At 60.9% G+C, this 13759-nt stretch carries 9 protein-coding genes and 1 tRNA gene; 1 reads left to right on the top strand and 9 read right to left on the bottom strand.

Features of this window, described 5'->3' with window-relative positions; translation table 11 throughout:
- Nucleotides 1-185: 185 nt before the first annotated feature.
- The 8 genes from ACSR1C_RS18860 to ACSR1C_RS18825 all read right to left on the bottom strand — a co-directional run bounded on the left by ACSR1C_RS18860 (nt 186) and on the right by ACSR1C_RS18825 (nt 12206).
- A complete protein-coding gene (locus ACSR1C_RS18860) occupies nt 186-1187 on the bottom strand; it encodes a DUF7146 domain-containing protein (protein WP_460260657.1) in 1002 nt (333 codons plus the stop codon).
- A 3-nt stretch (nt 1188-1190) separates the two neighbouring features.
- A complete protein-coding gene (locus ACSR1C_RS18855) occupies nt 1191-5459 on the bottom strand; it encodes a strawberry notch-like NTP hydrolase domain-containing protein (protein ID WP_460260656.1) in 4269 nt (1422 codons plus the stop codon).
- Between the two features lie 93 nt (nt 5460-5552).
- A complete protein-coding gene (locus tag ACSR1C_RS18850; protein WP_460260655.1) occupies nt 5553-6188 on the bottom strand; it encodes an antitoxin of toxin-antitoxin stability system in 636 nt (211 codons plus the stop codon).
- 97 nt (nt 6189-6285) lie between these two features.
- A complete protein-coding gene (locus ACSR1C_RS18845) occupies nt 6286-8343 on the bottom strand; it encodes a ParB/RepB/Spo0J family partition protein (RefSeq protein ID WP_460260654.1) in 2058 nt (685 codons plus the stop codon).
- A gap of 328 nt (nt 8344-8671) precedes the next feature.
- Nucleotides 8672-9778, bottom strand: coding sequence for a hypothetical protein (locus ACSR1C_RS18840; RefSeq protein WP_460260653.1), 1107 nt, complete (start codon nt 9776-9778; stop codon nt 8672-8674).
- 194 nt (nt 9779-9972) lie between these two features.
- Nucleotides 9973-10818, bottom strand: a complete 846-nt coding sequence (locus tag ACSR1C_RS18835) for a hypothetical protein (RefSeq protein ID WP_460260652.1) — start codon at nt 10816-10818, stop codon at nt 9973-9975.
- A complete protein-coding gene (locus ACSR1C_RS18830) occupies nt 10815-11336 on the bottom strand; it encodes a thermonuclease family protein (RefSeq protein ID WP_460260651.1) in 522 nt (173 codons plus the stop codon). Before ACSR1C_RS18830 ends, ACSR1C_RS18835 begins: the two co-directional genes overlap by 4 nt.
- Nucleotides 11337-11384: 48 nt before the next feature.
- Entirely contained in the window at nt 11385-12206 is an 822-nt protein-coding gene (locus ACSR1C_RS18825) for a DUF2285 domain-containing protein (RefSeq protein ID WP_460260650.1), read from the bottom strand.
- A gap of 335 nt (nt 12207-12541) precedes the next feature.
- Between ACSR1C_RS18825 and ACSR1C_RS18820 the strand changes: the two genes are divergently transcribed.
- Complete coding sequence (locus tag ACSR1C_RS18820; RefSeq protein WP_460260649.1) at nt 12542-13411, top strand: helix-turn-helix transcriptional regulator; 870 nt, start codon at nt 12542-12544, stop codon at nt 13409-13411.
- Between the two features lie 227 nt (nt 13412-13638).
- Here ACSR1C_RS18820 and ACSR1C_RS18815 read toward each other — a convergent pair.
- Nucleotides 13639-13715: transfer RNA gene (locus ACSR1C_RS18815), tRNA-Met, on the bottom strand.
- Nucleotides 13716-13759: the final 44 nt, after the last annotated feature.

The following is a 13759-nucleotide window of genomic DNA, read 5'->3' as shown; positions in this document are numbered from 1 at the left end:
CCCGCCAGCGCCGCAAAGCGGGTTTGCACCCGTCAGGGCCGCAACGCAGTGAAGGACGGCGCAGCCGTTGCAAAGCCGATTGGCGCTGGCAGATACCCCTTTTTGGAAAGGCCGGGGCGCGGCCCCTTTGCGAACGGCGAGGCTTGCCGGAATGCTTACCCCGTCACGGCCCGATGGCGAAACCATCATGCGCATTGCCGCCCATCGTGAATGAGGAAATGACTATCGTCCGGGGCGAGTTGCTCCCCGATCCAGCCCCGCAGACGATCCGGACCGAGGGTCAGGAGATCAGCGTTAAAATCCTCTGCCCGTGGGACGAGTTCGCGGATGTCGATCTCGGTGGCTCTGGATCGCAGCTTTTCCAACGCAAGCCGCCCGGCCTCGTCATTATCGCGCGCGACATAGAGCCGGCAGATGTCCGGCGACCAAATCAGGGCGGCGAGGTGCGCAGCCGAGAGGGCAGCGATGACCGGCATGTCGGGCATGATCATCTTGAGCGCCAGGGCGGTCTCTAACCCTTCCGCCGCCACCATGGTATCGGTCACGGTACCGAAACGAACCCCGTTTCCGGCGAGATGTCCCAGCGCGCGACGCGGTTGATCGACCGGCGCTTTACCGCCATCCGGTGAAAGCCATGTGCGATGTACACCGGTCACATTACCAGCGCCATCGGTGACGGCGGCAATCAGCGCGGGCCAAATCTGGCGACCCTCCGGCGCACGATAATAGCATCGCGGATGAAACCGCAGGGCGGAAGCATCCGCTGGCAGAGCTATGCCGCGCTGGCGGAGATAGGCTTCCGCCAACGTGCCCCGGATCGAACCCGACGCGGCATAGAGCCGCCGCGCCGCCTCAGACGATCCAGCCGGAGCGGGTACTTCCGTGCGCTTCGCGGGCACAATTGGCATTCGCAGAAACGCCCGCGCCTCATCACACGCCGCACGGAAATCGAGGCCACAATTGGCCATGATGAGGTCCAAGAGATCGCCATGCGTTCCTTCAGATGCATCCGTCCACTTCCCGGCGCGTTCGCCGAAAAGCTGGACATAGAGACTGTGGCCCGGCGTTCCATGCACATCGCCGCAGAGCCAGTATCGGCCTTGACGGCGACCTTTGGGCAGATAGGTTCGGCACACGGCCTCGGCATTTTGCCCGAGACCGCGCGCCAGATCGGAAGCGCTGGACATGGCTCATCCCCTCTCCGCGATCTGGGTCAGCGCCCAGCGGTCGAGCAGGCTTTCGAAAATCATTCGCCCCCGATCACCGACCGGCACGAACAGCCGCAGCTTCCAGTTGATGATTTCCGACATCAGCCCGCGCGCCTTCAGGGCATCGACCAGGCCGGAGGTGAAGCCGGTCAACTCAACGCGGCTGTCGTTCATAATGCGAACGCGGCGCAGCGACAGGCCATCGGCCAGATGGGCCGTGACCTTGCCGTCCATGATCAGCCCCCAGGCGTCTTCGTTTGAGATTTTCGGCGCGTCGATGCCGAGATTGCGGCAGACGGCCTCCATCTCGATTTGCGACAACATGCGTCCGATCACCCGCTCGTCATCGTCGGTTTGCAACCGATAGACGCGGGCGTTGCTTTCCGGCAGGCGCCGCCAGATCGGCAATAACAATCCCGTCACCAGATGGAACGTGCTGGTCGAAAACGCGGGGATTGCGGTGACCTCGGTATTCCAGACCTCGGTAAACTGCGCCTCGTCGGCTTCCTTCCAATGGCTCGATGCAAAATCCTCGACGCACATGATGTCGCGCTGCATGGGCCGGATCATGCGTACCCGGCGCTGCATACTGCCATCATCGAGCATCAGGCTGGTCGCCGATGTCCTGACCGCCGCGCGGTGCGAGCGTTCATTGACCAGCAATTTGCCATCACGAAGGGCCAATGCGTCATCGACGGACATCGGCTTGTTGCGGTCCTTGCGCTCGATGGTGAAGAGCCGGGTTTCCGCACCGCTGTCATGTTTCCAGACGGTGCGGCGATCAGTGACGATCAGACTCTCGGCACGGATTGTCTCCAGCCCGGCGTCATGCACGCCCGCCGTGATAGCTGCTTCGATCCGGGCGTTGAGCAACTCCTCGAACGCCGTGAACAAATCGTTCTGCATGGCGATGGGCAGCGCCAGCAAGCGATTGAGGAAAGTGGTGATCGGCGGAAGTTCCTCCTTCAGCGTCCCGCCCTCGAAGGTCAGCGACAGGCCGGTCGCCTCCTCGAAGCGCTGGAGCGAACAACCCTGAATCCCGCCCTGTGCCAGCAACATGTAGAACTGCCGCAGCGCCGCCCGGGCGTGATCTCCTTCGAGATTGTCTTCGGCGCGGAACAGCCCCTGACCGCCGGTCTGGCGCTGGCCGCGCGTGATGGCGCCCAGCGTATCCAGGCGGCGGGCGATGGTGGAGAGGAAGCGCTTTTCCGCCTTCACGTCCGTCGCAATAGGTCGGAACAGCGGCGGCTGCGCTTGGTTCGTCCTGTTCGAGCGGCCAAGCCCCTGGATGGCGGCATCGGCCTTCCAGCCGGCTTCCAGGAGATAATGCACGCGCAGGCGCTGGTTTTTCGCACCCCGGTCGGCGTGATAGCTGCGCCCGGTGCCGCCGGCGTCGGAGAAGACGAGAATGCGTTTGTCATCATCCATAAAGGCTTGGGTTTCCGATAGATTCGCCAAAGGCGGACGGTTTTCAACGCAAAGCCGTTCGTCTTTCCTGACAATACGGCGTGACCGCCCCGTCACTTCCGCCACCTGATCCGTCCCGAAATGCTGGATGATCTGGTCGAGGGCACCCGGCACCGGATCGAGCGTCGCGAGTTGCTCGATCATCCGATCACGGGCCGCCAATGCCGCCTTGCATTGAATCGGGTTTCCCTCGGCATCGAACGCGGGGCGCGAACGCAGATTGCCTTCATCATCCGTGTAGGTCTCATAAAGCTGGGTCGGGAACGAATGCTGCAAATAGGAGCCGACGACCTCGCGCGGGCTCAAGTCGATGGTCAGGTCATGCCATTCCTCGGCGGGGATGTCGGCAAGCTTCCTTTCCATCACTGCCTCGCCGGTGGAGACAAGCTGGATGATCGGGGCATGACCAGCGGCAATGTCGCACTCGACGCTTTTGATCAGCGTCACGACCTTCATGCCAGTGATCAAGCCATTGAAAAACCGCTGCTTCGCGCCCTCGAAAGCCGATTTGGCGGCCGCCTTCGCCTGACCGTTGAGTGTGCCGGTTTCGCCTGTGATGTTCACCGCCTCCAGCGCCTCATTCAAATGGGTATGAATGACCTGAAACGCGGCGGCGTATCCGTCATAGATGGCAACCTGTTCGGGCGTCAGAGCATGTTCAACAATCGCCACCTCGACGCCTTCGTACGACAGCGACCGCGCGGTATAGAGCCCGAGCGCCTTCACGTCGCGCGACATCACCTCCATCGCCGCAACACCGCCCGCTTCGACGGCCTGAACAAACTCGCCCCTGTTCGCGAAGGGAAAATCCTCGCCACCCCAAAGCCCGAGCCGCTCAGCATAGGCGAGATTGCGCACGTCCGTCGCGCCGGTCGCCGAGACATAGACCACGCGGGCATCGGGCAGCGCGCGTTGCAGGCGAAGGCCTGCGCGGCCCTGCTGCGAGGGCAGCACCTCGCCGCGCTCGCCCTTGCCGCCAGCGGCGTTGGCCATCGCATGGGCCTCATCGAAGATGATGACGCCATCGAAATCCACCCCCAACCAATCAAGCACCTGTTGCAATCGCGACGCTTTCCCCTCCCGCTCCGCGGAACGCAAGGTGGCATAGGTGACGAACAGGATGCCTTCCGACAGGCGGATCGGTGTGCCCTGTTTGAAGCGCGACAAGGGCTGGACCAGCAGCTTTTCCATGCCGAGCGCCGACCAATCGCGCTGCGCGTCTTCGAGGAGCTTGTCGGAGCGGCTGAGCCAGACTGCCTTGCGGCGGCCCTTGATCCAGTTGTCGAGGATGATGCCGGCGACCTGGCGCCCCTTGCCGCAACCGGTGCCATCGCCAAGGAACCAGCCGCGCCGGAAGCAAACAGCGTTTTCGGCATCGTCAGCGGCGGCATGAATATTGTCGAACGTATCGTCGAGCGTCCATGATCCGGCCAAGTGACGCGAATGGGCTTCCCCAGCGTAGATGACACTCTCAAGCTGCGCGTCGGAAAGCACGCCGCTCTTTATTATATGCGTGGGGAGATGCGGCCGGTAGCTCGGCTGCGGCGGCGCGACCGAGGCCATAGCGGCGGACTGCACCAGCTTGGTCGGGTGGGAGTGTGCGCCTTCGATGCGGATGGATTGCAGCGCGTAACCTTCATAGAGGCTATCGGCGAGATCCGCGCCTTGGGCGGACGTCCATTCGGTCGGCTCATAGGCAATCTCAGTGGCATCGGGGGCGGAAGAGATCGCCGTCGGCCTGGGCGCAGCCGGAGCGCGGCGGATCGGCGAGATCGCCTTCACCGCGCCAAGACCAATCTCGCCCTCCACCTTCATGCGCGGCGGCACATGAAGGGTGACATTGGCCAGCAACTCGGCGGTGGTTTGCGCCGCCGGCATGATCGGGGAGACGCGAATATCCGCAACCTTGTCGATTACGGTGAGGCGGGTCTCGAATGTCGTGCCGTGCTTGGCATAGGCGGCGCCATCGATGATGCAGGAAAAGCGAACTGCGCCGTTCAGTCGCTCATAGGGGAATTTATGGCCGGTGATCGTCACCAGCCGCCCGCCATCCGGCAAGCGCGCCAGAGCCGAACGCACATGATGGAAATCGGCATCAGACACGCGCCCCTGCACATTCACCGCCGCCGAGAAAGGTGGGTTCATGATGACAACCGACGGCGTAACATCGTCCGTCAACCGATCATCAATGCTGGCGGCGTCATGGGTGGAGGTGACGGCGTCGGGAAACAGCCATCGAAGCAGAGAAACGCGCGTCTCGGCGATCTCGTTGAGCGCCAGCCGGGCGCCCATGATCTCCGCAAAGACGGCCATCAGGCCGGTCCCGGCAGACGGCTCCAGCACCACGTCACCTTCGGTGATGCCAGCAGCAATCGCGGCGACCAATGCCAGCGGCGCCGGGGTTGAGAATTGTTGCAGAGATTGGGATTCCTCCGAGCGCCGCGTATGCGTCGGAAGCAAACCAGCGATGCGGCTGATCATCGATAGAAGCGCGGCGGGCGATGCCGCCTTTTCCTGCATGGCGCGGCCATATTTGCGCAGAAACAGCACCTGCGCCGCCTCGCAAGCCTCATAGGCGTCTTTCCAGGACCAGAAGCCCTCGGCGTCCGAGCCACCGAACGTCTCTTCCATCGCCTGGCGCAGGATGCGGGTTTCGATTTGAATACCGCGCTCCAGACCGGCAAGGATGCGGTTGGCGGCGGTGAGGATGCAGCTTGCAGTATTCTCAGGCGTGCGGGACGGCACGGTGGGTTGCACCGCCGCTGCGGGTAGAGCATAATTCATGGGATGTCTCCGGGTTGAGGGTTTGAAAACCGAACCGGAACAGGCTTTCTCTCACCTATTCCGTTCACCCTTCCCGGAAACTCCTCTTACTTTTCATCCGAACCGCTCACCGTTACAGGTGAACGTGTAGGCATTGGCGGTGATGCTTTCCTCGACCATCTCGTCAGAGTTCGGGAACTCGTATTCCGTCTCCAGCCGCGCATAGAGCCAGCGGGCAAGATCACGCATGGCATCAGTGATGATGTCCTCGGCGTCTGCGGTCGCCTCAGCGTCATCGCGGCGCACGTCGAATTGCATCGTGTTCTCGTGGCAATAGTGGCCGCGCTGGGTGATGATGGCGTAGAGCTGATAGAAATTGCGCCGCTGAATCGCGTTCAGACGCGCGGCGATGTCATGTAATTCGGCATCCTTGGGCGCATAAGCTTTGATCTTCGCCACGCTGCCCTTGGCATAGCGCCACCGGCCCTCAAAAGAGGCCCCATCGCCCTGGCTCCAGAAACCTCGGAATTGAATGCAGGGCTTTTGCCGCGTCCCGCCGCCCATCAGCCGGACGGGGTGGGTTGCAAGTTCGACGCCCAGAATTCCGCAGATAGCGGAAAAATCATCGTAGGTGCAATCCCACCATTCATAATCAAGGTTGCCTTCGCGATACCATTCGCGGGCGCGTTCCCTCGCGGCCTCAGTGAGTTCATCGAAGGTGAAGACGGTGGTTTCAATGACGGTCGGCATATGAGCCTCCATAAATGAAAGGCCCGGCGCCCCGCGCGACAAAGGCGCGCAAAACTAGGGCAATCCGGGCCGTGATGGATAAGAATTGACGGAAGGTTTACTCGGCGGCGGTGAGAAATTCCGGCAGATCCGCCGCAGAAACGTCTGCCTCCGGCGCTTCCGTTGCAACCGTGGCCGCCATAGGATCGACACCGAACGTCCTCAGCGGTTCCGGCAGCCAGCCGGTATCGGCCAACAACCGTTCCGCCTGCTCGGCCATGTCGGATTTCTTGAGGTGATCGATCAGCTCGACCGCGGCAACGCCCTTGGCCTCGGTCACCGCCTCCAGAATCCGCGCCTTGGGCACGCGGTTCAGGTAATTCTCAGCGGTCGGCTTCCACCCGGCGGTGGCCATGTCGAGCGACAGGGCGCAGGCGAGCTGATCGGCATGGTGCCGGCGCCCCTGCGCGCGGTTCCAGGGCTCATGAACCGCATTGACGGTGAGCGAGGCACAATGGGCAAACAGCGCCATGCGGCTATCATGATCGAAGTCGCAGAGGAATTCCCAAAGCAGATCGGGTTCGTCGGGAAGCTGCTTTTCCCACTCTGCGTGCCGCTCATCGATGGCCTTCGCCGAGGCGCATTCCTTCAGGTCCGGCCCCTGCACAGAAAAGCCGCTGCTTTTCCATGCGATCTCCAGGCAGCTATCGGTGGCGTAGCGATAGAAGGTCTGGAGCGCCAGCCCATGCAGCACGGCGATGAAGGCGATGTCCGGATCGCCCGCCAGCGCGTCGCGCAAAGCCAGCGTCCGGTGCGCGGTGAGTTCCGTGACCAGCCGGTCGGACAGCGGCTTGATACCGTCTTCCTCCTCCTCGGCGGGGTGACCATTGCCGGAAAGCGCTGTGACTGGATCGACCTGCCGCGTTTCACCATCGGCACCGACATGGACGATTTCGACGTGATCGCGGACGAAGGCGTCGGCTGCATCGACGTCGGCCTCATTCTGCGCCTCGTCCTCGGGCCGGACGTATCCGCGCTCGACCTTGAGCCGACCGTCGCTGTCGATGCTGACGAAAACACCCGCGCGGGCGATCTCAGCGGGATCGTAGATGACGGGCTGGCTGAGTGCTGCCTCGATCTCGGCGAGGCGCCTGTCGATCTCTTCGGGCAGGTCCTCGTCGCTTTCCTGGAAATAGCGCTCTTCGATCTCAGCCATCTCATCGCGCAGGGCTTCGCGCTTTGCGTGCTCCTCATCCGATAGAGGCTGCATTTCGCCCATGACGCGACGCAAACCGCCAGTATGCCCATAGGGAAATTCCTGCGCGATCTGAATCCAGCGCCAGCCTTCGGATTTTATCGCCTCGGCTTCGGCGGCGAGTTTCTCAGCGACCAGGCGTTCCAGGAGCGCCACGTCCTGCAACCAGCCATCATCGTTCTGCGAAAACAGATCGCGCAGCACGGTGCCGCCCTCGGCTTGGTACGCATCGAGGCCGATAAACAGGGCGCGCTTGTCGCGAGCAGCAACAGTGTTCTCGGTCAGCAGCTTCTTGATGTAATAAGGCGCGTCATTGTAGCCGCGCTTGACCGTTTCCCAGACCTGTTCCTGCCGAGCATGGTCATTGTTGATCGTGAAAGCCATGAGCTGGTCGAGCGTCATCTCGTCGGCGGCATATATTTCCAGCAGCACCGGCGACACCGACGCCAGCTTCAGCCGCTGCTTGACGATCTGCGGGGTCACGAAAAACCGCGCGGCGATGTCCACCTCAAAGAGGCCCTGATCTTTCAGAGACTGGAACGCGCGAAACTGGTCGAGCGGATGGAGCGCCTGCCGCTGGACATTCTCAGCGAGGCTGTCCTCTTCGAGAATGCCGTCTTCGCGGATGACGCAGGGGATTGGCGCGGTCTTGTTCAGCCGCTTTTGCTTGACCAGCAGCTCCAGCGCCCGGTAACGACGGCCACCGGCCTGCACCTCATATCGGTCCGTGGGCTGGCCATCCTCGCCGAGCACGGGCCGCACGCTCAGGGACTGCAACAGCGTGCGCCGGGCGATATCCTCGGCCAGTTCCTCGATTGACACGCCCGCCTGCACGCGACGGACGTTCCGGTTTGAGAGCACCAGCTTGTTGAACGGAATGTCCCGGGACTGGGACAGCGAGATTTTTTTGGGATTTGCCATGTCGGTTTCTCCAGAACGGGCGAGGAAAGCCTTCTTTCCCCTTCCAACCCGTTCATGGAAAAACCAAACTCCTCTTCCTCTCCAGGCCCAGCCGCCCACCACTGGCGGTCAAAACCCCGCGCTTGGAACCCGAGACGGAATAACCGGTTTCAACCTATTGCGGCAGTCCACGATGAATGCGGCAAATGGCTGGTCACCGCCGAGGTCGTCGGGCTGGAACCACACCTCTCAGCCTCTCAGAATGTCGGCTCTGAGCATCGACGGTAAGGACGTGGCACGGGATTGCTATGCAGCGTTCGGCAGTACTGCTATCAAAGTGCTGAAAAGATTACGACGCGCCTAGCTCATTCAACCATTCACTTAGCAGAATTTTCGATTTCAAGAACATTTCACAAAACGTGAATAGCGATACGAAGGGCGTGTCTTCGATCCGAAAAAGATGCGTCCGGAAGGTCGCGTTCTGGACTTTTCCATTCTGAAGGCTCTGATCGAAGCGCTTCCGCCGATCATCTCCGGCATAGACATTGATTGCTAAATCGAGATGCTGCATCTGCACCTGACCTAGCGACGTAAGTGCAGGATCGCGGGTGTCGAGATGGATGCAGCGGCCAATCATCAAACCGTTTGGATCGTCGACCCGGGGCAGCTCTTCGATCATCATGGAGAGATATTTCTCCTCGCGACGCTCGACGTGGATCTCAAGCCGCCGCAGATGCCGGACATGATAGTCCCAGTATTCCGCCGTCCCGGCAGACACGGGCCGGTCCTGTAACGCATACGATGCGAAATCCTTCATACCCCTGCGGAGGCTAAAGTTCTTAAGCCAACGCGGATTTGCGGGCACCAACGTAGCCTCGGTCAGCAACTGCGGCGGCTGCGCTGTAGCGAACACGTCGGCGTCAAGGCGGACAAAGATTGGCGCCGAAGACCACTCCTTCTGCGCCCAGTTAATGATGCCTGGACTGAGAAATGGGCTCAGTTTGGTGAATCCACTGCCAGCACTATAGATTTCGCTGCCGAACACCGAGCTAACGGCCTTGACGTCGATCAGTTCGCAGTCTCGGCTCCCATTTTCTCGTTGTCGAATCTTGTCGTAGAGCGAAGGTACGTTTTGAAAGAGCAACTGTGTCCGGTCGTATCTCTGACACTGCTTCTCGACATTCAGACGGGTCGCCTCGTGCCCAACCTCGAAAGTCATTGCGAAGGCCGCGAGACGTTCCCGACGTGGTCGGCCTGTGAAGAATCCGATTGCAAGATAGCCGCTCAACCCATTTTCTTCTTCGGAAGACAACAGGCTTATACGAAAGTTAATTGACGCCGAGACCAATGCCTTATGCTGCCTCGGGTTCTCGATCAACTCGTGAACCTGTGCGCCGGTTTCGTTTGCGACCTTCGCCAATTCCCTGACACTCTCGAAGTACTTGTCTATATCCATCCGGCCGATCTTCCTCTTAATGACCCGGTGAACAGCTTGGCTGTAGGTTAAAGGAGGCTACTCTTTAGTATGTCTGCTAGCTACAGGATATCCAAAGCCATCTTCGTCCGCACTTCTGCCATTTTGCCAAACGTAGCGAACGGCCACTCCCCAGCAAAGCAACAGTCTAACCGAGGCGAAGAAATGGGACACGATTACACGCCGCACATCCCTTCGCATTCGTCAGCGAAGAGATCGAGCTGCCCTTTGTCCGCCAGTGTGTCGAGGTCGGCTTCGTCGAGCGGCAGGCAAGAACGGTGCAGGAAGACCTCGTCGCGCAGATTGCGAAAACCGGTGCGAATCATTCGATCGATGACGACGGCATCGTCCCAGGCATCGGGATCCTCCTCGCGCATCTGCCGCCATAGACTGTCGCTATGATAGGGGCAGCCGATGCAGGAACTTTTCGGCGGCGCGGGATAGCCGTTCCGCTCCAGCCATCGCAGGCAGTCGCGGCGTGTCATGCCCATCTCAACGAGCGGAAAACGGTTCACCTGCCAGGGCTCCATCGACATTTTCATGCGCACGATCTCGTCGAAGGATATGCCGACCCACTGCTCGACGACCGGATGGTCCGGCGAGCGTTTCCCTGCGATGCCGATAAGTTCGCGCACCTTGCGTCGGATCGGCACGATCTTGAGTTCCTTGGTGCATTGCCGGCGGATCATGCCGACCTTGCCCGATGCGGATCTGGTGAAGGCGGGGATCGAAGCCCAGCGTTCGCCCTGCGCGCCGTTCACGAGTCCGTCGCGGATATTGCCGTCTGAGACGATATGTATGGGAAAGGGCAAGACATTTGGCGACGTCAGCCAGGCGAGATGCTCATAAACCGCCCGCGGCTCCCAGCCAGTATCGGCGAAGATGGCGCAATCGGGCATCGACCCGATCTCACCATGGGCGGCCATCAGCGCCAGCGTGGTGGACTGCACCCCGGCGCCGAGCGACAGCACGCGCAGCTTAACGGTGGATGTATCGGCCGGCGGCGGGAACAGCGCGTTCATGGCCGCTCTCCCGCCTGCTGTCCGCGTCGCCATTCGGCGGGCGGGTCGAAGGTTCCAGCCCAGATGCCCTTGCGCAGGAATTTCGCCATGCCTTCCTGGCTGGTGTAGTTATAGAGGCGGTTGGCGTCTCGGTCGGCGATGGCCCAGCCCTCATTGGCGACCCAGGCCGAAAGATTGTCGCTGCCCGCGTAGCAGATCGAGATGAAGCGGCCATAGGCGTCGCGGGTATTGCCCTGCCAGATATCGCAGTTGACCGTCCGGCCTTCGAGGAATTTAGCGAGCGCGGCGGCGGCCTCTCTGCCGCAGGGCCATACGGCACCGTCGCGGCGATGGCAGATCTGGTCGATCTCCGTGGCGTCGACGCCATAGAGGCGGTGCCTTTTTCCATCGATCTCGATCGTATCTGCATCGATAACGCGGGCCGGGCCTTTGTGCTCACTGTCGAGCGCGGGCCAGAAGGACACGAAGGCGAAAAACAGAATGCCGATGACGGCGCTGCCTTTGACAAGTTGAAACATGGGGAAGTCTCCTTTTCGGGTTGCAGGCAGACAGGCTCTCTCTGGCCGTCAGCCCTTCACCTGCCCGGAACGCCCCTTTTCCTCTGGGTCCAGCAGCCGCCGGTAGCCGCCCCGCACCATGGTCCTCGCGCCGGAGAGCAGGCGCTGAACGCGGGTGCGCAGGAAACCGGCCTCCCAATCCTCCCGGACCGCCCGATCCCCGAACAGCACCGCCGCGATGTCGCGCTGGCTGGCCCCGAACTCCGCCCCGTCAAAGGCGCGGAGCATCAGGGTCCAGCGGCGGGCGCGGCGTTCGGGTGGGTAAAGGGATTTGAGCAACCGTCCGCTGCGCGCCAGGCGGCACAAGCGCTGTAGGGGCAGCGGCTTGACCTCGAAATCCTTGAGGCCGCAAAGCGTGCAACTCAGCAGGGCCGGGCCGTTGAGCGCGTCGCCCTCCGTCACCGCGAGTTGCAGATGCCGCGTGCCGTCGCTGAAGAGGAGATGCTGGCCGTCATCGCCGCGTACGACGGCGCGGAACAAAGGGCATTGGCGGCAATCGAAGGCGTTGGACTTTTCGGCGTGTGGCTCGGCCTCGACACTCAAGACCAGCGGATTGCATTCCGGCAGCCAGAAGAACACCGCCTCGCCATCGATCCGGCAACAGCGAACGCCCCAGCGGGAAAGACGGCAATCCTGATCGCAAAGGATGTGTCCGGATTCATCGGGCGGGCTGCATCGGGCTTCCCGCAGGTCGGCGAGGAACGCCGGGTTCCTTCGCAGCCACTCGCCCGCCCAGCAATGCCGGTCGCTGTTAAGTAACGGATTATAGTGTTCGGGTTCGCGCCAGTCGGCGCTTGGACTTATGCCCGGTTCGGGTTTCTCCTCTGACATGGCAGCATTCCTCCTTGCCGTGATCATCATCAGCAGACGGAAGAATGCTTGTTGGCGATGGGGTGTTTTCCGTCCGCCCTATCGATGATTATCGATAGCAAACGACGGGCTCGCTTTTGCGAAAGGGTCGCAGCTTTTGAAATTGCGCCACGAATATTCAAATAATTTTAAGTAAATCCGACAGATTTTGTCAGACATTTCCCCATAATTGCCGTATTCGCGCCATGATTGCATAAGTAGACTGCAATATTGGAAGTCAGGTTGCCTGTCATATTAAGGGCGGCCTGCCCCAAGTGGATTTATGCATTCATGGGGGTGGTATGTCAGATGTTTTTATGATCGATTTTTCCGCAGACGCGCCATTGCCCTTCGCAGAGCTTCTCGGGCGTTTTGTCAATCCGGCCGCAGTGATCAACCGCTACCTGTTCCATCCCAATCCGCAAGGCGCGCGCCTGGTCTCTCCGCAAGTCACCCTGATCATGCATGAGGATGAACCCTTCGAGATCGATTGGCGCGGGCCGTATGAATTGCAACCCGCCCGCCATCGCGTCGAAGCAGGTCAGTTTCATATCGTGCCCGCACATACGCCAATGGAAGTGGCGTGGGAGGGGGAGCAGCGTGCGGCGATCATTACGTTCACGCCAGACTTTGTGGATCGCGTCGTTCGCGAGCAGTTCAAAGGCGATGCGCCGCGCCTGCGCGCCCAGGCCGCGCTCAGCGACGCGCTCGTGCAAAGCCTCTGCACGGCCCTTTGCGGTAAGATCGGCGCAAAAGGGCATCACCTCCGGGCATGCGCCGAGGCCATCTCCACGCAGCTTGTCATTCACTTGCTGGCGTGTTTCGGCGCAGGCGAAACGGTGCAGCCTTCGATTGCGGGCGGACTGACCAGTGCTCAGCAACGCCTCACGCTGGACTATATCGGCACACATGGGCGGCAGGAATTCAACGTCGACGAACTGGCAGCAGCGGCGGGCCTGTCCAGGCGCCATTTCCAGCGCGCATTCAAGCAGAGCTTTGGCGAGACGCCCTGCCGGTTTGCCCACAACACGGTGATGGCCGCAGCGGTGGAACTGGTGCTGGGGACCCAGAAATCGATCACCGAAATTGCGCTGGATCTCGGCTTCGAGAATTTCGGCAATTTTTCAACGGCGTTCAAAAGACATACCGGCATGAGCCCGGAAGCATTCCGAAGGCGGAATGGGTGAGATTGCACCATCCAAGCTGTGTCGCACCCCTATCCCCCTTTTACCCTTGAATAGCAAGGTCACGCCGAATGCCCAAATATCCCTCCACAACACCGCGCGCTCAGGTCACACCCACCCCCATTTTCGAGGCTTTCTAAAGAAAAAGCCCCGTCACGGGGGCACCGTGCGGGGCTGTATTTCTTGTAAGCCGTTGTTATATCTGGATTTCCAGAGAGTTATAACGAAAGTGGTTGCGGGAGTAGGATTTGAACCTACGACCTTCAGGTTATGAGCCTGACGAGCTACCGGGCTGCTCCATCCCGCGCCAATTTTGCCTCACGGATGGTTGTCTTCAGTGAGGCGCATCGT

The organism is Actibacterium sp. D185-2 (genome assembly GCF_054954595.1).
Note: the sequence above shows the minus strand (reverse complement) of the source record. Positions and strands in the feature narration are given on the sequence as shown.

What these genes read in the sequence shown, in the direction of transcription:
- ACSR1C_RS18825 (WP_460260650.1), bottom strand. Translation starts at nt 12,206, where the DNA reads ATGTCAGAGGAGAAACCCGAACCGGGCATAAGTCCAAGCGCCGACTGG.
- ACSR1C_RS18855 (WP_460260656.1), bottom strand. Translation starts at nt 5,459, where the DNA reads ATGAATTATGCTCTACCCGCAGCGGCGGTGCAACCCACCGTGCCGTCC.
- ACSR1C_RS18840 (WP_460260653.1), bottom strand. Translation starts at nt 9,778, where the DNA reads ATGGATATAGACAAGTACTTCGAGAGTGTCAGGGAATTGGCGAAGGTC.
- ACSR1C_RS18835 (WP_460260652.1), bottom strand. Translation starts at nt 10,818, where the DNA reads ATGAACGCGCTGTTCCCGCCGCCGGCCGATACATCCACCGTTAAGCTG.
- ACSR1C_RS18850 (WP_460260655.1), bottom strand. Translation starts at nt 6,188, where the DNA reads ATGCCGACCGTCATTGAAACCACCGTCTTCACCTTCGATGAACTCACT.
- ACSR1C_RS18845 (WP_460260654.1), bottom strand. Translation starts at nt 8,343, where the DNA reads ATGGCAAATCCCAAAAAAATCTCGCTGTCCCAGTCCCGGGACATTCCG.
- ACSR1C_RS18820 (WP_460260649.1), top strand. Translation starts at nt 12,542, where the DNA reads ATGATCGATTTTTCCGCAGACGCGCCATTGCCCTTCGCAGAGCTTCTC.
- ACSR1C_RS18830 (WP_460260651.1), bottom strand. Translation starts at nt 11,336, where the DNA reads ATGTTTCAACTTGTCAAAGGCAGCGCCGTCATCGGCATTCTGTTTTTC.
- ACSR1C_RS18860 (WP_460260657.1), bottom strand. Translation starts at nt 1,187, where the DNA reads ATGTCCAGCGCTTCCGATCTGGCGCGCGGTCTCGGGCAAAATGCCGAG.